This window comes from Pseudomonas sp. Pseusp16 (genome assembly GCF_047324915.1).
GTDB classification, from domain to species: Bacteria; Pseudomonadota; Gammaproteobacteria; order Pseudomonadales; family Pseudomonadaceae; genus Aquipseudomonas; species Aquipseudomonas fluorescens_CD.
On record NZ_CP168522.1, the window covers coordinates 4566853 to 4584757 of the forward strand.

Below are 17905 nucleotides of genomic sequence, written 5' to 3' on the forward strand. Positions count from 1 at the left end.
CAAGGACTCAGCTCAATATGGAGATGGTCCCAAGGTATTTCAAGGCGCGCGGCAGATTGTCGCAATCCAGACTGTCCAGCCAATGCAGATCAGTCCAGCTGCGCAGCCAGGTGAACTGGCGTTTCGCCAATTGGCGCGTGGCAATGATTCCACGCTCCTGCATCTCGGCTGACGTCAGCTTGCCATCCAGGTAGTCCCAGACTTGGCGATAGCCTACTGCACGTATAGACGGCAACCCGGCATGCAGGTCACTTCTCTTACGCAGGGCTACGACCTCGTCAATGAATCCCTGTTCCAACATTAAAGTGAATCTTTGTTTAATTCGCTCATGCAGTACCTGGCGATTTGCCGGAGCAATGGCCAAGTTCGCAACAGTATAGGGCAATTGTTGCTGTCCCGAAGCGGCTGCTTCGGTACTTTGCACAGATTGTCGCAAACGCAGGGCAGTCATGCTTTGACCGCTGACACGATAAACTTCCAGTGCTCGACTCAACCGCTGGGGATCGTTCGGATGTATTCGCGCCGCAGACTCCGGATCAATCACCGCCAATTGTTCGTGCAAGGCTTGCCAGCCAAGGCGTGCAGCCTCTTCTTCGATTTGCGCACGGACGTCGGGATCGGCGGCCGGCATATCCGCCAGGCCCTCAACCAAAGCCTTGTAATAGAGCATTGTGCCGCCCACCAGCAACGGAATTTTTCCACGCGAGGTGATATCGGCCATGGCTTGCAGGGCGTCACGACGGAATTCCGCAGCCGAATAGCTCTCGGCCGGGTCGAGAATATCGATCAGACGATGCGGATATTGCGCCAACAGCTCTTTGGAAGGCTTGGCAGTGCCGATGTCCATGCCACGGTAGACCAGCGCCGAATCGACGCTGATCAACTCGCAGGGCAGGACTTTGGTGAGTTCGATGGCCAGGTCGGTCTTGCCGGCGGCAGTCGGCCCCATCAGGAAAATCGCAGGTGGGAACTGGTTCATCAACGACCGCGCAAGAACAGTTTGTCCAGATCGTCCAGGCCCAGCTGGGTCCAGGTCGGTCGGCCATGGTTGCATTGACCGCTGCGCTCGGTGTTTTCCATGTCACGCAGCAGACCGTTCATTTCCGGCAGGGCCAAACGCCGATTCGCCCGAACCGCACCGTGGCAGGCCATGGTCCCGAGCAATTCGTTCAGGTGTGCCTGGATGCGGTCGCTGGTGCCGAACTCCATCAGGTCGGCCAGGACGTCGGCGACCAGCCGGTTGGCTTCGGCCTGCTTGAGCAGCGCCGGAATCTGCCGGATCGCCAGGGTTTCCGGGCCCAGGCGCTGCAATTCAAAGCCAAGGCGCTGGAACCAGGCGACGTGCTCCTCGGCGCAATCGGCTTCACGCTGGCTGACGGCCAGGGACTCCGGCACCAGCAACGGCTGGCCGCTCAGGCCCTCGCTGGCCATCGCCACCTTCAAACGCTCATACATGATTCGTTCGTGGGCGGCGTGCATATCCACCAGCACCAGGCCTTGAGCGTTTTCCGAAAGAATGTAGATGCCCTTGAGTTGTGCCAGTGCATAACCCAGCGGCGGAATGTCGTCTTGCCCGGCCGGTAGCGCGACGGCATTGGCCTCGGGCAGCGGCGCAAAAAACTCGCGATAGGCGGCCTGCGCCTCGGCGACAGGCACACCGGACTGCGGACGCGGCGTGTATTGGTACTGATAACCGGCGCCAGAACCCGAACCTGCCGGCGTATTGAAGGACGGCTGAGCCTGAGGCTGCTCCAGCAGCGCATTGGCGGCCAGGCGCATTTCGCCCTGGGGTCCGAATTCACCGGCTTCAAGGCCGGTAGGCCGGACGAATGCAGTGGCAACCGGCGCCGCAAGATGATCGTCGGGCCGCACATCGCCCAAGGCGCGGTGCAAGGTGCCATAGAGGAAATCGTGGACCATGCGTCCTTCACGGAAGCGCACTTCGTGCTTGGTCGGGTGCACGTTGACGTCGACGCCAGTCGGATCGACTTCGAAAAACAGTACAAAGGTCGGGTGCCGACCGTTGAACAGCACGTCGCGATAGGCCTGGCGCACGGCGTGGGCCACCAGTTTGTCGCGTACGGCACGGCCATTGACGAAGAAATACTGCAAATCGGCCTGGCTGCGGTTGAAGGTCGGCAAGCCGACCCAGCCCCATAGATGCAGGCCGTTGCGCTCGATTTCGATCGGCAGTGCCTGCTCCAGGAAGCCCGGCCCGCAGATCGCCGCCACACGCCGGGCACGGGCCGCATCATCATGGGCCTCGTGCAGGCTGAGGATGGTCTTGCCGTTGTGGCGCAGATGGAACGCCACATCGAAGCGCGCCAGGGCCAGGCGCCTGATCACTTCCTGCAGGTGATCGAATTCGGTTTTTTCGCTCTTGAGAAACTTGCGCCGCGCCGGCGTGTTGAAGAACAGGTCGCGCACTTCAACCGACGTGCCCACCGGGTGGGCCGCTGGCTGCACGCGAGGCGCCATGTCACGCCCTTCGGTCTCGACCTGCCAGGCCTGGTCGGCGTCACGGGTTCGGGAGGTCAGGGTCAGGCGCGCGACGGAGCTGATCGATGCCAGGGCCTCACCACGAAACCCCAGGCTCATGACCTGTTCGAGGTCTTCCAGGTTACGGATCTTGCTGGTGGCGTGACGGGCCAGCGCCAGCGGCAGGTCATCGGCGGAAATGCCGCTGCCATCGTCGCGCACCCGCAGCAGCTTGACGCCGCCCTGCTCCACATCGACATCGATACGCCTGGCGCCGGAGTCGAGGCTGTTTTCCAGCAACTCCTTGATCACCGAAGCCGGACGTTCGACCACCTCACCCGCCGCAATCTGGTTCGCCAGTCGCGGGCTGAGCAGCTCGATTCGAGCGCCACCGTTCACAACCTGATTCATTCTTTGGCCGCCAATTCAGTGCCCGGAATAGTCAGGTGCTGACCGATCTTGAGCTCATCGCTCGACAGGTTGTTGGCGCTGCGCAGGGTCGCGGGCGACACCTGATAGCGCACGGCGATCATCGCCAGGGTCTCGCCCGGGTTGACGCGGTGGTCACGTGGACCTTGTACAATCTTGCCGGAGTCGCGCAGCCAGGCAATATAAGTGCCCGGTGGCGGGTTCTGCTGGAAGAACTGGCGCACGCCGCTGCTGATCGAACGCGCCAGCGCCTGCTGGTGGTTCGACGCGGCAAGCTTCGAGGCTTCGTTGGCGTTGGAGATGAACCCGGTTTCCACCAGGATCGACGGAATATCCGGCGACTTCAGTACCATGAACCCGGCCTGTTCGACCCGTTGCTTGTGCAGAGGCGTCACCCGGCCAATGTTGCTCAGGACCTTCTGGCCCACGTTCAGGCTGGACGTCAGGGATGCCGTCATCGACAGGTCAAGCAGCACGCCGGCGAGCATGCGGTCCTTGTCATCGAGGCTGACGTTGCCGGCACCACCGATCAGGTCGGAACGGTTTTCGCTGTCGGCCAGCCAGCGGGCCGTCTCCGAAGTGGCACCGCGGTCAGACAGGGCAAATACCGAGGCACCGAAAGCGGCGGCAGAAGGCGCGGCGTCGGCGTGGATCGAGACAAACAGGTCCGCGCCTTTCTTGCGGGCAATTTCGGTACGGCCGCGCAACGGAATGAAGTAGTCGCCGGTACGGGTCAGTTCGGCGCGGAAACCTTTCATGCCGTTGATCTGGCGCTGCAATTCGCGGGCGATCTGCAACACCACGTCTTTCTCGCGTTCACCGCGAGAGCCCGATGCCCCCGGGTCTTCGCCACCGTGTCCGGCGTCGATCACCACAATGATGTCGCGCTTGCCGGCCGGGGCGGGCGGTAGCTTGATTGCCGGCTCGGCAGGCGTGACCGGCACGGCGGGCACCGTGGCGACCGATGGCGTTGGTGCTGGAGAAGGCGCGGCATCTGCGGCGTTATCGAACAGATCGACTACCAACCGGTTGCCGTACTGGGCGTTCGGCGCCAGGGAGAAGCTTTTCGGTGTCACGGCCTTTTTCAGGTCGATGACCACCCGCAGGTCGGTCGGCGTGCGTTGAGCCGAGCGCATGGCGGTAATCGGGGTATTCGAGGTGTTGACGTTGAGTGGTGCACCGAGGGTCGCGCCATTGATGTCGATGACCAGGCGATCCGGAGCCGTCAGGGTAAAGACGCTGTGTTGCACCGGGCCGGTCAGGTCAAACACCAGTCGTGTGTTGTCCGGTGCCCGCCACAGACGAACACTGTTGACCTTCGAATCGGCCACAGCGTCGACGGTTACCGCCAAAAACAACACCCCTACGGCAGCCATCAACGCGCGAAAGCGCATACCTAACCCCATCATCTATTTGGATTCCAATGCCAAAGCGGCACACCAGGCCTCGCCACGCGAGCCCTGGGATAAAATTTTCAGCGAACGCCCGCTGTCTTGCGGGCTAATGGTAATGGTCAGGTCCGGCTTTGGCAAAAAGCCTGCACCTTTGGCGGGCCACTCGATCAGACACAGGGCATCGTCTTCGAAGTAGTCGCGAATACCGAGGAACTCCAGTTCTTCCGGATCGACCAGACGGTACAAATCGAAATGGAAGGCGCGAATGTCGCCGATTTCGTAGGGTTCGACCAAGGTGAAGGTCGGGCTTTTCACAGCCCCGACATGCCCCAGACCGCGGATGATGCCTCGGGACAACGTGGTTTTGCCCATCCCCAGGTTACCCTCGAGAAAAATCAGGCCATGGCCTTGGGTGATTCGGGCAATGCGTGCGCCAAAGTCGCTCATGGCCTGCTCATCGGCCAGGTACAGGGTTACTTCAGACACGGTGCTTGCTCCTCCAACAACTGACGAATGGCTGGAATCAGATCACTGGCCGCCAGCCCACGGCCAAATTTTCCTTGTTGTTCACCGGCATTGGCGTGCAGCCAGACCGCCAGGCAGGCCGCGTCGAATGGTTCCATGCCCTGGGCCAGCAACGCGCCGAGCAAACCGGCCAGTACATCGCCCAAACCGGCAGTGGCCATCGCCGGATGCCCCTGATGACACAGCCCCAGACGTCCGTCGGGATGGGCGATCAGGCTGCCGGCACCTTTCAGCACCACCACTGCCGAATATTTCTTGCTCAACGCCAGCGCTGCGGCCAGGCGATCAGCCTGCACTTCGGCAGTGCTGATCCCCAACAAACGTGCCGCTTCGCCCGGATGCGGAGTGATCACACAATCCTTGGGCAAACGGACAAAACCGCCTGCCAGCAGGTTCAACGCGTCGGCATCCCACACTTGCGGCAATGGCGCGTTAGCGGCGACCGACAACAATGAACGCCCCCAACCGGCCTGCCCGAGGCCCGGACCGACCACCAGCACCGAGACTTTCTCCAGCAGCCCCATCAACTGATTGGCCGACGAAGTGCCCAGCGCCATGGCTTCCGGCACTCGACTCAACGCCGCTGACAGATGCTCGGGACGGGTTGCCAGCGAAACCATTCCAGCGCCGCTGCGCAATGCGCTTTCGGTGCTGAGCAGGATCGCTCCGCCAAGGCCATGATCGCCACCGATCAACAGCACATGCCCGAAACGCCCCTTGTGAGACGTCGGTGGGCGAGCCGCCGGCCGCGGAAGATTAACCGCGTTGAGACGTCGGGCGCGAACGGGAATATCACTGTATGTTTCGGCCGTGGCTTGCAGATCGTTGAACACCAGCTCGCCGACGTGATCCGCTGCATCGCCCGTGAACAGGCCTGCTTTCAGCCCGATGAAAGTCACTGTGAGATCGGCGCGCACTGCGACACCCAACTCTCGCCCGGTGTCGGCACACAGTCCGGAAGGAATATCGACCGCCGTCACCGGCAGGCCGCTGGCGTTGATCGCTTTAATGGCGGCAGAGCAAGGCTCGCGCACTTCGCCGCTCAGACCGGTGCCGAGCAAGGCGTCGAGGACAACACCACGCAACTCGCCCTGGCCGCTCCAGCCCTGCACCGCGACGCCTTCAGCCAGCGCCTCGGTATGGGCCAGCGCTGCATCGCCCTGCAAGCGCTGCGGATCACCGACCGCCAACACGCGCACCTGCCACCCGGCACGCCGTGCCAGCACGGCCACCAGATAACCGTCGCCAGCGTTGTTGCCATGCCCGGCGAGCACGGTCAATTCATTCGCCGACGGCCATTGCCGAACCAGCGCCCGCCACGTTGCGCGGGCTGCGCGCTGCATCAATTCGAAGCCCGGCGTGCCCGCGGCGATCAGCCGTGCGTCGAGCGCTCGCACCTGTGCTGCACCGTACAGCACGTCGGGTAATTCATCTTTAGTGTGCGGCATGCGTCTTCAGGCTCCGATGTCTGGCAGAATTATACGCACCTCAGCTCCGGTTTCTCTCGCCTCATGTCCGCCATCACCACAGACCTGCCTGCCCTCGCCCAATCCATCAAGGACTGGGGCCGCGAGCTGGGCTTTCAGCAAGTCGGCATCAGCGGCCTCGACCTGGGCGAGCATGAGCAACACCTGGAGCGCTGGCTCGCCGCCGGCTACCACGGCGAAATGGACTACATGGGCGCCCATGGCAGCAAACGCTCGCACCCGGAAGAACTGGTGCCCGGCACTTTGCGTGTGGTTTCGCTGCGCATGGACTACCTGGCGGGCGACACCCACATGGCGAAAATGCTCGCCCAGCCGGAAAAAGCCTACGTCTCGCGTTATGCCCTGGGTCGCGATTACCACAAGTTGATCCGTAAACGCGTGCAACAACTGGCGGAAAAGATTCAGGCGGTCATCGGGCCTTTCGGCTATCGCGCCTTCGTCGACAGTGCCCCGGTGCTGGAAAAAGCCATCGCCGAACAGGCCGGCCTGGGCTGGATCGGCAAAAACACTCTGGTCTTGAATCGCAAGGCAGGCAGTTATTTCTTCCTCGCCGAACTGTTCGTTGATTTGCCGCTGCCGGTAGACCCGCCCCATGCCACTGAACACTGCGGGCGGTGCAGCGCCTGCCTCGACATCTGCCCCACCAATGCCTTCGTCGGCCCCTATGTGCTGGATGCCCGGCGTTGCATTTCCTACCTGACCATCGAACTCAAAGGCGCGATCCCCGAAGACCTGCGGCCGCTGATCGGCAATCGGGTGTTCGGTTGCGATGACTGCCAGATCGTCTGCCCGTGGAACCGCTTCGCCCGTCCGTCCGGTGAAAGCGACTTCAAGCCGCGGCACAATCTGGACAACGCGCAGCTGGCCGACCTGTTCATGTGGGATGAGGAAAAATTCCTGAGCAGCACGGAAGGCTCGCCGCTGCGCCGGACCGGTTACGAAAACTGGTTGCGCAACCTGGCGGTAGGCCTGGGCAACGCGCCGTCTACGATTCCGGTGCTGGAAGCGCTGAAGGCGCGACGGGAACATCCTTCGCAACTGGTACGTGAACATGTCGAGTGGGCTCTGAAACGACACGGCCTTGTGTAGGAGCGAGCTAGCTCGCGATGGACGTCAACGATAACGCGGCAAGCCTGGTGGCCCGCGGAGTTCTCCGGTTCATCGCGAGCGAGCTCGCTCCTACAAGGGGCCGCGTCAGGCTTCGTCGTTATAGACGAACTTGGGCATTTCCCAGTGAAAACGGATGGCCAGCAAACGCAGCAGAAAACCACCGAACAGGGTGATCAGAATCGATTGCTCATTGGGTAATTGCAGATAGATGCAGAGCATGTAGCACCACGCCGCCGCAAACGAGACGCTGGCATAGAGCTCGCGCCGGAAGATCAGCGGAATATCGTTGCAGAAGATGTCCCGCAGGATGCCGCCGAAGACGCCGGTGATCACGCCGCTGACCGAAGCCACCAGCATGCCGTGGCCCATTTCCAGGGCGGTCATGCAGCCGATCAGGGTGAACGCCACCAGACCGACGGCGTCGAGCACCAGAAACAGTGAGCGCAGGTGGCGCATCCAGCGCGCCGTGAACACGGTGATCATCGCGGCGGCCGTGGTCAGCACCAGGTATTCCGGGTGTTTGACCCACGTCAGCGGGTAATGCCCGAGCAGCACATCGCGCACCGACCCGCCACCCAGCGCTGTGACGCAAGCGATCAGCACCACACCGAACCAGTCCATGCCACGACGCCCGGCAGACAGGGCACCGGTCATGGCTTCGGCGGTGATGGCGATCAGGTAGAGCATCAGCAGCATGGTGGCGGTCCTTGCAGAAAGGCGCGCAGTCTACTGACTTCGCTGGAGCACCAAAAGAGGGCAAGCCCCCTCGCCACGAAAGCGCTATAGCATCAGGCTTTGATGAAATGCTTGCGGTAGTGCTGCAATTCGGCGATGGATTCGCGGATGTCGTCCAGCGCCAGGTGGGTGCTGCCCTTCTTGAAGCTGTCACGCACGTCCGGTGCCCAGCGCGCGGCCAGCTCTTTGAGCGTGGATACGTCGAGGTTGCGGTAGTGGAAATAGCTTTCCAGAGATTTCATGTGCGTATAAAGGAAGCGACGATCCTGGCAGATGCTGTTGCCGCAGATCGGCGATTTGCCCTTCGGCACCCACTTCTCCAGGAAGGCGATGGTTTCGGCCTCGGCTTCGGCCATGCTGATGCGGCTGTCGCGAACCCGCTGGGTCAGCCCGGAACCGCCGTGCTGACGGGTGTTCCACTCGTCCATGCCGGCGAGGATTTCGTCGCTGTGGTGAATGGCGATCACCGGGCCTTCGGCCAGGGTGTTCAGGTCACTGTCGGTGACGATGGTGGCCATTTCGATAATGACGTCGGTATCAGGGTTCAGACCGGTCATTTCCAGGTCGATCCAGATAAGGTTCTGCGGATTTTGCATGTGTCGGCTCCTAGGCAATGCTGCGCAGTTTAGCCTAGGCCGGTAGCCGGGCGTGCTAAACTCGCGGCCGTTTTACCTAATCGCTGCATTCTTTATACGGAACACCCATGGCCAAACGCCAACTCAATCGCCGCCAAAACTGGCGCATCGAAAAGATTCAGGGCGAACGCGCTGCCCGCGCCGCCAAACGCGAGTCCTCGGCTGTCGAGGCACTTGAGGGCGGCGATCTGGGCCCGGAACAGCACGGTCTGGTGATCGCGCACTTCGGTGTGCAGGTCGAGGTCGAGGCCCGCGACGGCGAACTGGCCGGCCAGGTGTTCCGTTGCCACCTGCGCGCCAACCTGCCGGCGCTGGTGACCGGCGACCAGGTGGTGTGGCGTGCCGGCAACCAGGGCATCGGCGTGATCGTGGCACAACTGCCGCGCAACACCGAGCTGTGTCGCCCGGACAGCCGCGGCCAGCTCAAGCCGGTGGCGGCCAACGTCGACATGATCGTCATCGTGTTTGCACCGCTGCCCGAACCCCACGCCAACCTGATCGACCGCTATCTGGTGGCAGCCGAACATGCGGGCATCAAGCCGCTGTTGCTGCTGAACAAGTTCGACCTGATCGACGAAAACAACGCCCCGGCACTCAATGCCTTGCTCGCGGTGTACCGCACCCTCGGCTATCCGGTACTGGAAGTGTCGGCGCACCACGGCAATGGCATGGAGCAATTGCAGGCGCAACTGGACGGGCGCATCAGCGTGTTCGTCGGCCAGTCCGGTGTCGGCAAGTCGTCGTTGGTCAACAGCCTGCTGCCGGATGTCGAAACCCGCGTCGGCCCGCTGTCCGAGCTGTCCGGCCAGGGCACTCACACCACCACCACCGCGCGGCTGTTCCACTTCCCCGGCGGTGGTGAGTTGATCGACTCCCCGGGTATCCGCGAATTCGGTCTGGGCCACGTCAGCCGTGCCGACGTCGAAGCCGGCTTCATCGAATTCAACGACCTGCTCGGCACCTGCCGTTTCCGTGACTGCAAGCATGACCGCGAACCCGGTTGCGCCCTGCTCAAGGCCCTTGAAGATGGCCGCGTGCAGCAGCAACGGATGAACAGCTACCGCTCGATCATCGCCAGCCTGCCGGAAAACGGCTACTAAACAGCCGCGCCGACCGCCCTGTTTTCAGCGGGGCGGTCGGTGGCCGGATCTTCCCCCCAGTTAAACATCAGACCTTTCTGTAAGGCGCCCGCACGCGCACTTGTAGGACATTTCTCTTTCCGCGCCAACCCCTTGTGGCCACCCTGCAATCGCCTAAGTTCAAACCCTCTTCGCACTCCAGCGACACCGAGGGATACCCATGCAGACCTACCATTTGTTCATCAGCCATTCGTGGAACTACCCCCACGCCCACGACAACCTCGTGCGCCTGCTCAACGCGAAACCCGGTTTCACGTACAAGAACTATTCGGTGCCAACGGACAACCCGATTGTCGGCGCGAAAACCGACAAGCAACTTGAGGAAGCCATCGAAAACAAGATCCGTCCGTGTTCAGCGGTACTGATCATGGCCGGGATGTATTCCACCTACAGCAAGTGGATCAACAAGGAAATCGAGATTGCCAAGCGCATGGGCAAGGTGATCATCGCGATCAAACCGTTCGGTGCAGAACGCATTTCCACGGTAGTGCGTGACGCGGCACACGCCGAATGCGCGTGGAACACCAACAGCATCATCAATGCGATTCGCGAGCATACGGCGGTGTAACCATGCGCAAAGGACTGTTTATCGGCATCAACGACTACACCCACGTTTCGCGACTGAGCGGCTGTAGCAATGACGCCATGGCCATGGCCTCCGTGCTGAAGACCGACGCCAACGGCGATCCGAACTTCAAGAACATCGTACTGACCTCCGCCGAGGACTACCTGAGCCGGGAAAAACTCGAAGACCAGATCCGCGAGCTGTTTTCCGGGGACTGCAATGTCGCACTGCTGTATTTCGCCGGCCACGGCAGCTTCGACCTCGACACCGACGAAGGCATGTTGATCCCGCAGGATTACAGGAGCGCCAAGGACGGGATTCGCCTCAGTGACATTCTCAACTGGGCGAGCAAAGCCACGAAGATCAAAAACAAAGTGATCATTCTCGATTGTTGCCAGAGCGGCTCAGCCGGCGAGCTGCGCGCCTTGCGCAGTGAGGGCAGCGTAGTCGGCGAAGGCATGACCATTCTGACCGCCTGCAAAAAGGAAGAGCCGGCAATGGAGGGCGCACAGCACGGCGTATTCACCGGTTTGTTGCTCCAGGCCCTGCACGGGGGAGCAGCGAACATCCTGGGCAAGATCACGCCCGGCAGCCTCTATTCGTTTGTCGACAACGCCCTCGACGCCTGGGAACAGCGCCCGGTGTTCAAGACCAACGTATCGCAGTTCATTTCCCTGCGCGAAGTGTCGCCGCTGATCCCCAAGGACATCCTGCGCAAACTCCCCGAATGGTTTGCCGAAGCGGAGTCGGTGTACCCCCTCGCCCCCAGCTTTGAGCCCACCGAGCCTGAATTCAACCCGGAACAGGGCGAGGTCTTCGCCCAACTGCAAAAGTGCAACCGCCACAGCCTCATCGAACCGGTGGACGCCGAGCATATGTACTACGCCGCCATCCTCTCCACCGGCTGCCGCCTCACCGCCCTCGGCGCCTATTACCGCGAGCTCGCGATCAAGGGACATTTCTGATGCCGGTTTTTATCAGCTACCGCCACATGGATCGCGCCCACGCGGTCAAAATCAACACACGCCTGATGCAGGCCAATATCAAGACCTACCTCGACGTACTGGACGCCGAATCCCAGACCACCGACGACATCACCGGGGTGATTACGCGCAACATCAGTGAATGCACGCACCTGCTGGCAGTGGTGTCGGAGAAAACCGCGCGGTCGTGGTGGGTGCCGTTCGAAATCGGCGAAGCGACCATCACCAACCGGCGCATCTGCTCGTTCAAGACCGGCCCGACAGAGCTGCCGCTATATCTGGACAAGTGGCCGAAGCTGACCAGCGACCGGGACATCGAATTCTTCATTGATGCCTATCGCAACGAAACAACACTCAAGCGTTCGATGTCGCTGGATTCCGTGACCGGCAGCGAGTCGGTGCGCAGCGTCAACAGGAGTAACGCCGAACGATTCCACACTGATTTGAAGTCCAGAATTACTCGCGGTTTCTGACGTCACTTCGCTCCCGGATCCATCCTCTTGACCGGTCGGGGGTTCTCTCGCCCAACAACTTCAGGAGCCACGTCCATACAAAATCAGGCCGTCGGTAGGCCGCCTCGCTTTGGCTGTTGCTGTTGCTTTGGCTTTTGATCTTCTTGCCCCCTCGAGAGGCCGAGCGCAGGTTCTGCGCAGTGGGCAACCCGGCATGGATGCCGGGTTAGCCGCGTACGGCCAAGGATGGCCGATCGCGGCGGGCCCACGGAGCAGGACCGGAGCGAGGGCATGCCGAGCCTTGGCGAGGCACCGAACGTCAGGGGCAAGAGCCCTTGGTTACTTGGGGCCGGGCGGCGCTCCGCTCTTCCAAGTAACCCGTCGTAAAGGCGGAACCCTAAGTGGCCGTTACCGCAGAAACGGATATGTACACCACCAAAAAATCACGCCAACCATGAAGCCGCCATCGCCAGCAAGCCGGCTCCTACAAGGAAGCGGCCTCCAAATCTGTGAAAAACACAAAAAAAAGCCGACATTACTGTCGGCTTTTTTTTGTCGGTCACTGCTTGGGTGGCCCACCCGTTTTCGGTGCCGGGTTATCAAACAGATTCAGGCGCTCGCGCAGTTCGTGAGCCGGCAACGGCTCCTTGTCCGCCGGCAACGCGTTCGGGTCGACCGGGGCAGCCGGTGCGGCTCCCGGAACAGTCGAACCTTGCGGCGCATCGGGAGCAGACTCCGCACCTTGCGAACCTTCGATCGCACGCTGGGCTTTCTTGGTCAGTACCACGATGTCGATACGACGGTTCACCGGGTTAAACGGATGCTCGCGATCGAACAGCGCCGACGAGGCGTAACCGACCACGCGCGCCACCTGCGCATCCGGATAACTGCCCGCCACCAGCGCACGCCGTGCGGCGTTGGCACGGTTGGCCGAGAGTTCCCAGTTACCGAAGTCACCGGTACCGGTGTAGGGCTTGGCATCGGTGTGACCGCTGATGCTGATCTTGTTCGGCACCGCCTTGATGGTGTCGGCCATGGCCAGCAGGATGTCTTCGAAATACGGCTTGAGGCGGGCCGAGCCTGAGTCGAACATCGGACGGTTTTCCGCATCCACGATCTGGATACGCAGGCCGTCCGTGGTGATCTCGAACATGATCTGGTCTTTGAATTTCTGCAGCTGCGGGTTTTCTTCGACCTTGTTCTGCAGTTCTTGCAGCAACAGTTCGAGACGTTCCTTTTCAACCTGCTCGGCCATGCCTTCGACCTGATCGGTATCGACGGTGACCTTGTCCGGCTGCGGCTGGGACTTCACCTCGGGGTTGAGGGTGTTTTCCGGCGCCAGGGTCGGCGTGCCACCCAGATCAATGATGTACGGCGTACCGCTTTCGGAAAAGCCGATCGGGTCCTTGAAGTAACCGGCGATGGCAATCTTCTGTTCCGGGGTGGCGGTGGACAGCAGCCACAGCACCAGGAAGAACGCCATCATCGCCGTGGCAAAGTCGGCGAAGGCGATTTTCCAGGAGCCCCCGTGATGCCCGCCGGCGTAACGCTTGACGCGCTTGATGATTATCGGCTGATTGTTCTCCATGGTTTAGCGACCGCGGACCGCTTGTTCCAGCTCCGCGAAGCTAGGACGGTGCGCCGGGTACAGAACCTTGCGCCCGAACTCTACCGCCAGCGATGGCGGCATGCCGGAAGCCGAAGCGACCAGCGAGGCCTTGATGGCTTCGTAGACGTTCAGCTCTTCCTTGGCATCGTGACCCAGGGCATGCGCCAGGGGACCGAAGAAGCCGTAGGCCGCGAGAATACCGAAGAAGGTACCGACCAGTGCCGCACCGACGTGCAGGCCAATCATTTTCTGATCGCTTTCACCCAGCGAAGCCATGGTCACCACGATACCCAATACCGCCGCGACGATACCGAAACCCGGCATGGCGTCGGCAATGCCGTTCACTGCATGGGACGGGTGGTCCAGGTCTTCCTTGAGGCTGGCAAGCTCCATGTCGAACAGGTTTTCAAGTTCGTGGGGAGCCATGTTGCCGGAGGACATGATGCGCAGGTAATCGCAGACAAATGCTGTCATGCGCTCATCCTTGAGGACCGTAGGGTACTTGGCGAAAATCGGGCTTGCGGCGGCATCTTCGATATCGCCTTCAATCGCCATCATGCCTTCGCGGCGACTCTTGTTGAGGATCTCGTAGATCAGGCCCAGCACTTCCAGATAGAACCCGTGGTTGAAGCGTGAACTGAACATTCCCAAGGCTTTCTTGAGAACGTGCATCGCCATATGGCCAGGGTTGGCCTGCAGGAATGCGCCGAGGGCCGCGCCACCGATAATCATGACCTCGAAAGGCTGGATCAGGGCGGCAATCTTGCCGTGGGAAAGCACGTATCCGCCGAGCACGCTCGCGAATACGACGATGATGCCGATAATTTTAGCCATAGGTAGGAGAGCACTTACTGAGTCGGGTTCAAGGTCATATTCGGAAGTTAAAAAATCTCTTCTTCTACTTATCGGCAAAACTGCGCCAGACTAAAGCCCGTTCAGGCGAAAAGCCAATTTGACCCACTCCGGGCCCGGGTAATGCTGATGATGATCGCCTCCAACCATGGTTAATGAAACGAAGGTTCCAACGCCAAAACCGACGACACTCGAAGGCTGGATCAAGCTGCTCGATGGCGTACGCCTTCCCGTCCCGCAAGCCAGCCACGACCTTGTCTGCAAGGCCATCCGCGACAATCGCAGCTCGCTGCGCGACATCGCCGACCTCATGCAAGGCAGCCCGGCCCTGGCCTTGAGCGTGATTCGCGAAGCCAACCGGCACTCCCACGGCAGCATGACCGAGCCTGCGGAGAACCTCGAGATCGCGATCAATCGCCTCGGCCTGAAGCGCACCGAAGAGCTGCTCGCGCGCTTGCCCGCCGACCCCCAGTCCGACATTCCCAAAGCCTTGCGTCAGCTGCAGATGATCAGCCAGCACGCCACGCAACAGGCCAACGGTTTTTTTGCCAGTCGCCTGGCGCGCCTGTGGCAGGACATCCACTGGGGTAGCCTGCTGTTCCTTTCGCCCCTGTGGCCATTGGCGCTGACCCATCCAGAACTGCTCGAAGACTGGGAACTGCGGGTCATCCATAAAGGCGAGTCGGCACGCAAAGTCGAGCGGCAACTGTTTGGTGTACGCCTGCTGGACATCGGCCAGGCATTGGTGGAGATCTGGCGCTTGCCGATCTGGGTACAGCAAGGCTATCGACTGTTGCTCACTGAACAACGGGAACTGGTGAAGGTCCTGCGCATTGCCCGCGACAGCGAGCATCCATTGCGTCAGCAGAACCGCCTCGATGACAACCCGACCCTGCGCCGCTGGCTCAATCAACCGGCCAATACGGTATTGCTGGCCAACGGCCTGGCGCTGTCGGCGCAACACGCCTGGGACAGCCCGCACAGTGAGCGCTGGCAGTACCTGACCAGCCTTTACCTGCAAATGCCGATGGATGAGGTGCAGCAGCAACTGCATCAGCAAGCCGCCAACAGCGCGCGCCAGCATGCCATGCCCGATCTCTGGCACCCCGCCGAATCGCTGATCTGGCCGTGGGGCATGAACCGTATCCACGCCGGACTGCTGCCGGCCGCGGCACCCACCGCCGAAGAACTGGCGAAATGGCGCAAGCAATGCGCCGAATTGCTGGTCGAGCCGAGCCGCTTCACCAATGCCATGCACCTGACCATCGCCGCCCGGGACGCCCTCGCAGCCTGCGGCATGCGTCGGGTGATGATCCTGATGGCTGACCGCACCCACGCCAACCTGCGCGTGCACCAGACGGCCGGCCTGCCGAAAGAGGCGGCCGGGCTGAATTTCGTGGTCAGCCAGAGCAACGTATTGCAACGCCTGCTCGCGCAACAGGCCCAGGTCCGCCTGACGCCAGCCAACAACGCGCAATTCTCGGCCCTGATGCCCAACGGTCTGCGTTCGCAGTTCAGCGGCGAACACCTGCTGCTGCGTTCGCTGGTCAACAATGGCCGGGTGATCATGATCGTCGTGGCGGATCAGGGCGGAGGGCCGTTTTCGGAAATTTCCGTACAGGCATTCGGCAAAACCGCACAATGCATCGAAAAAGCCCTGCACAGCTTTAGTAACCGAGGCCAATAAGCTGCGCTACAATCCTCCCTTTTGTGCTCTGGAGACCTCACATGTCTGACTTCTCTGGCTTGCCGCTGGTGATCGAGCCGAGCGACTTGCTCCCTCGCCTCGACGCCCGCGAACTGATTCTGGTGGACTTGACCAGTGCCGCCCGCTACGCCGAAGGGCACATTCCCGGCGCGCGTTTTGTCGATCCCAAACGCACGCAACTGGGTCAGGCGCCCGCCCCTGGACTGATGCCCCCGCAGGCAGCACTCGAAACGTTGTTCGGTGAACTGGGACACAACCCCGATGCGGTCTACGTGGTGTATGACGACGAAGGTGGCGGTTGGGCCGGGCGCTTCATCTGGCTGCTGGATGTCATCGGCCACTGCAAGTACCACTATGTCAACGGCGGCCTGCCAGCCTGGCTGGCAGAAGGTTTGCCCATGTCGATCCAGATCCCGCCACCCGTGGGCGGCCCGGTTTCACTGACCCTGCACGACGAACCCACCGCCACCCGCGAATACCTGCAAAGCCGTCTCGGCGCCGCCGACCTGGCGATCTGGGACGCACGCGGGCCGCTGGAATATTCCGGCGAGAAAGTCCTGGCAGCCAAGGGCGGGCACATTCCCGGCGCGGTCAATTTCGAATGGACCGCCGGCATGGATCAGGCGCGCCACCTGCGCATCCGCACCGACATGCCGCAGATCCTCGAACAACTCGGGATCAGCAAAGACAAAGAAGTGATTACCCACTGCCAGACCCATCATCGGTCCGGCTTCACCTATCTGGTGGCCAAGGCTCTCGGTTATCCGCGGGTCAAAGGCTACGCCGGCTCCTGGGGCGAATGGGGCAACCATCCCGATACGCCCGTAGAGATTTAAGTTTTTCAAGGACAGTTAATGAACAAGCGTCTGTTTATCGTCAGCCAGTACCTGCTGCCTCACAACTTGCTCTCGCGACTGGCCGGCTGCATCGCCGAATGCCGCGTGCGCTGGTTCAAGAACGCCTTTACCGCCTGGTTCGCCAAGCGTTACCAGGTGGACATGTCCCAGGCGCTGGTCGAAGACCTGACCGCCTACGAGCACTTCAATGCGTTCTTCACCCGCGCACTGAAAGACGGTGCCCGCCCGCTGGACGAGACCCCGGGCGCGATCCTCAGCCCGGCCGACGGCGCGATCAGCCAGCTCGGCCCGATCGAGCACGGTCGTGTGTTCCAGGCCAAGGGCCACAGCTTCAGCGTGCTGGAACTGCTCGGTGGCGATGCGGCGAATGCTGCGCCGTTCATGGGTGGCGACTTCGCGACCATCTACCTGTCGCCGAAGGACTATCACCGCGTGCACATGCCACTGGCTGGCACCCTGCGCGAGATGATCTACATCCCGGGTCGCCTGTTCTCGGTCAACCAGACCACCGCTGAAAACGTTCCGGAATTGTTTGCCCGCAACGAGCGCGTGGCGTGCATTTTCGACACCGAGCGCGGCCCGATGGCCGTGGTACTGGTGGGCGCAATGATCGTGGCCTCGATCGAAACCGTCTGGGCGGGCCTGGTGACGCCACCGAAGCGCGAACTGAAAACCTTCCGTTACGACGAAGCCGCCCGCGCACCGATCCACCTGGAAAAGGGTGCGGAACTGGGTCGCTTCAAGCTGGGTTCGACCGCCGTCGTGCTGTTCGGGCCGGATCAAGTGAAGTGGGCTGAAGAAATGACCGCCGGTACAGCTGTGCAGATGGGTCAGGGCATGGGCTCACCAAAAGCCCGATATACACCGGCACTGTAACTGTAGGAGCGAGCTTGCTCGCGATGGTCGTCAACGATGACGCGGGCATTCTGAATGCACGCGTCGCTCTC

General features: G+C 61.4%; 17 protein-coding genes. 8 read left to right on the forward strand and 9 right to left on the reverse strand.

The features are described 5' to 3' along the window. Positions 1–7: 7 nt before the first annotated feature. From miaA to ACEN8Q_RS20775, 5 genes are read right to left on the reverse strand one after another with little or no spacing between them, the layout of a single operon-like run. Positions 8–979 (reverse strand): tRNA (adenosine(37)-N6)-dimethylallyltransferase MiaA, encoded by a 972-nt coding sequence (miaA, locus tag ACEN8Q_RS20755; RefSeq protein ID WP_413425418.1) that lies wholly within the window; start codon positions 977–979, stop codon positions 8–10. Then, positions 979–2889 (reverse strand): DNA mismatch repair endonuclease MutL, encoded by a 1911-nt coding sequence (gene mutL, locus ACEN8Q_RS20760; protein ID WP_413703672.1) that lies wholly within the window; start codon positions 2887–2889, stop codon positions 979–981. The genes miaA and mutL overlap by 1 nt, the downstream gene beginning before the upstream one ends. Continuing rightward, entirely contained in the window at positions 2886–4316 is a 1431-nt protein-coding gene (locus ACEN8Q_RS20765) for an N-acetylmuramoyl-L-alanine amidase (RefSeq protein ID WP_413425422.1), read from the reverse strand. The genes mutL and ACEN8Q_RS20765 overlap by 4 nt, the downstream gene beginning before the upstream one ends. Then, positions 4317–4787 carry a tRNA (adenosine(37)-N6)-threonylcarbamoyltransferase complex ATPase subunit type 1 TsaE gene (gene tsaE / locus ACEN8Q_RS20770; RefSeq protein ID WP_413425424.1) on the reverse strand — a complete coding sequence of 157 codons (471 nt, stop codon included), beginning with the start codon at positions 4785–4787 and terminating at the stop codon, positions 4317–4319. It lies immediately after the preceding gene. Beyond that, entirely contained in the window at positions 4775–6274 is a 1500-nt protein-coding gene (locus ACEN8Q_RS20775) for an NAD(P)H-hydrate dehydratase (protein ID WP_413425426.1), read from the reverse strand. Before ACEN8Q_RS20775 ends, tsaE begins: the two co-directional genes overlap by 13 nt. Before the next feature lie 63 nt (positions 6275–6337). Between ACEN8Q_RS20775 and queG the strand changes: the two genes are divergently transcribed. Then, entirely contained in the window at positions 6338–7402 is a 1065-nt protein-coding gene (queG, locus tag ACEN8Q_RS20780) for a tRNA epoxyqueuosine(34) reductase QueG (protein WP_413425428.1), read from the forward strand. A gap of 105 nt (positions 7403–7507) precedes the next feature. Here the strand turns inward: queG and ACEN8Q_RS20785 are convergent, their stop codons facing one another. After that, positions 7508–8119 (reverse strand): trimeric intracellular cation channel family protein, encoded by a 612-nt coding sequence (locus ACEN8Q_RS20785; protein ID WP_413425430.1) that lies wholly within the window; start codon positions 8117–8119, stop codon positions 7508–7510. A gap of 92 nt (positions 8120–8211) precedes the next feature. Continuing rightward, on the reverse strand, positions 8212–8754 hold the full coding sequence (gene orn, locus ACEN8Q_RS20790) for an oligoribonuclease (RefSeq protein ID WP_007983969.1): 543 nt from the start codon (positions 8752–8754) through the stop codon (positions 8212–8214). Between the two features lie 107 nt (positions 8755–8861). Here orn and rsgA point away from each other — a divergent pair, with 107 nt between their 5' ends. The 4 genes from rsgA (at position 8862) to ACEN8Q_RS20810 (ending at position 11953) form a co-directional block, all read left to right on the forward strand. Beyond that, entirely contained in the window at positions 8862–9893 is a 1032-nt protein-coding gene (gene rsgA / locus ACEN8Q_RS20795; RefSeq protein WP_015093224.1) for a small ribosomal subunit biogenesis GTPase RsgA, read from the forward strand. Positions 9894–10092: 199 nt separating this feature from the next. After that, positions 10093–10500 (forward strand): TIR domain-containing protein, encoded by a 408-nt coding sequence (locus ACEN8Q_RS20800; RefSeq protein WP_413703673.1) that lies wholly within the window; start codon positions 10093–10095, stop codon positions 10498–10500. Between the two features lie 2 nt (positions 10501–10502). Beyond that, a complete protein-coding gene (locus tag ACEN8Q_RS20805; protein ID WP_413703674.1) occupies positions 10503–11462 on the forward strand; it encodes a caspase family protein in 960 nt (319 codons plus the stop codon). Then, on the forward strand, positions 11462–11953 hold the full coding sequence (locus tag ACEN8Q_RS20810) for a toll/interleukin-1 receptor domain-containing protein (protein ID WP_413425437.1): 492 nt from the start codon (positions 11462–11464) through the stop codon (positions 11951–11953). Before ACEN8Q_RS20805 ends, ACEN8Q_RS20810 begins: the two co-directional genes overlap by 1 nt. 538 nt (positions 11954–12491) lie before the next feature. On the opposite strand, the gene motB is transcribed toward ACEN8Q_RS20810, so the two are convergent. Both motB and motA read right to left on the reverse strand, forming a co-directional pair. Next, positions 12492–13520, reverse strand: coding sequence for a flagellar motor protein MotB (gene motB, locus ACEN8Q_RS20815; RefSeq protein WP_413703675.1), 1029 nt, complete (start codon positions 13518–13520; stop codon positions 12492–12494). 3 nt (positions 13521–13523) lie between these two features. Then, positions 13524–14375 carry a flagellar motor stator protein MotA gene (gene motA / locus ACEN8Q_RS20820; protein ID WP_008016909.1) on the reverse strand — a complete coding sequence of 284 codons (852 nt, stop codon included), beginning with the start codon at positions 14373–14375 and terminating at the stop codon, positions 13524–13526. Positions 14376–14541: 166 nt separating this feature from the next. On the opposite strand from motA, the gene ACEN8Q_RS20825 reads away from it, so the two are divergent. The 3 genes from ACEN8Q_RS20825 to asd are packed head-to-tail and all read left to right on the forward strand — an operon-like array spanning position 14542 to position 17834. Further along, positions 14542–16080 (forward strand): HDOD domain-containing protein, encoded by a 1539-nt coding sequence (locus ACEN8Q_RS20825; protein WP_413703676.1) that lies wholly within the window; start codon positions 14542–14544, stop codon positions 16078–16080. A gap of 41 nt (positions 16081–16121) precedes the next feature. After that, positions 16122–16937, forward strand: coding sequence for a thiosulfate sulfurtransferase (gene rhdA / locus ACEN8Q_RS20830; protein WP_413427577.1), 816 nt, complete (start codon positions 16122–16124; stop codon positions 16935–16937). Positions 16938–16955: 18 nt separating this feature from the next. Beyond that, positions 16956–17834, forward strand: a complete 879-nt coding sequence (asd, locus tag ACEN8Q_RS20835) for an archaetidylserine decarboxylase (RefSeq protein ID WP_413427576.1) — start codon at positions 16956–16958, stop codon at positions 17832–17834. The last annotated feature ends 71 nt before the right edge of the window (positions 17835–17905 follow it).

Bases quoted from the DNA above. Each gene is read 5' to 3' on its own strand.
- queG (WP_413425428.1), top strand. From the start codon at position 6,338: ATGTCCGCCATCACCACAGACCTGCCTGCCCTCGCCCAATCCATCAAG.
- motA (WP_008016909.1), bottom strand. From the start codon at position 14,375: ATGGCTAAAATTATCGGCATCATCGTCGTATTCGCGAGCGTGCTCGGC.
- ACEN8Q_RS20785 (WP_413425430.1), bottom strand. From the start codon at position 8,119: ATGCTGCTGATGCTCTACCTGATCGCCATCACCGCCGAAGCCATGACC.
- ACEN8Q_RS20800 (WP_413703673.1), top strand. From the start codon at position 10,093: ATGCAGACCTACCATTTGTTCATCAGCCATTCGTGGAACTACCCCCAC.
- ACEN8Q_RS20805 (WP_413703674.1), top strand. From the start codon at position 10,503: ATGCGCAAAGGACTGTTTATCGGCATCAACGACTACACCCACGTTTCG.
- orn (WP_007983969.1), bottom strand. From the start codon at position 8,754: ATGCAAAATCCGCAGAACCTTATCTGGATCGACCTGGAAATGACCGGT.
- rsgA (WP_015093224.1), top strand. From the start codon at position 8,862: ATGGCCAAACGCCAACTCAATCGCCGCCAAAACTGGCGCATCGAAAAG.
- asd (WP_413427576.1), top strand. From the start codon at position 16,956: ATGAACAAGCGTCTGTTTATCGTCAGCCAGTACCTGCTGCCTCACAAC.
- miaA (WP_413425418.1), bottom strand. From the start codon at position 979: ATGAACCAGTTCCCACCTGCGATTTTCCTGATGGGGCCGACTGCCGCC.
- ACEN8Q_RS20810 (WP_413425437.1), top strand. From the start codon at position 11,462: ATGCCGGTTTTTATCAGCTACCGCCACATGGATCGCGCCCACGCGGTC.
- rhdA (WP_413427577.1), top strand. From the start codon at position 16,122: ATGTCTGACTTCTCTGGCTTGCCGCTGGTGATCGAGCCGAGCGACTTG.
- mutL (WP_413703672.1), bottom strand. From the start codon at position 2,889: ATGAATCAGGTTGTGAACGGTGGCGCTCGAATCGAGCTGCTCAGCCCG.
- ACEN8Q_RS20825 (WP_413703676.1), top strand. From the start codon at position 14,542: ATGGTTAATGAAACGAAGGTTCCAACGCCAAAACCGACGACACTCGAA.
- ACEN8Q_RS20765 (WP_413425422.1), bottom strand. From the start codon at position 4,316: ATGATGGGGTTAGGTATGCGCTTTCGCGCGTTGATGGCTGCCGTAGGG.
- motB (WP_413703675.1), bottom strand. From the start codon at position 13,520: ATGGAGAACAATCAGCCGATAATCATCAAGCGCGTCAAGCGTTACGCC.
- ACEN8Q_RS20775 (WP_413425426.1), bottom strand. From the start codon at position 6,274: ATGCCGCACACTAAAGATGAATTACCCGACGTGCTGTACGGTGCAGCA.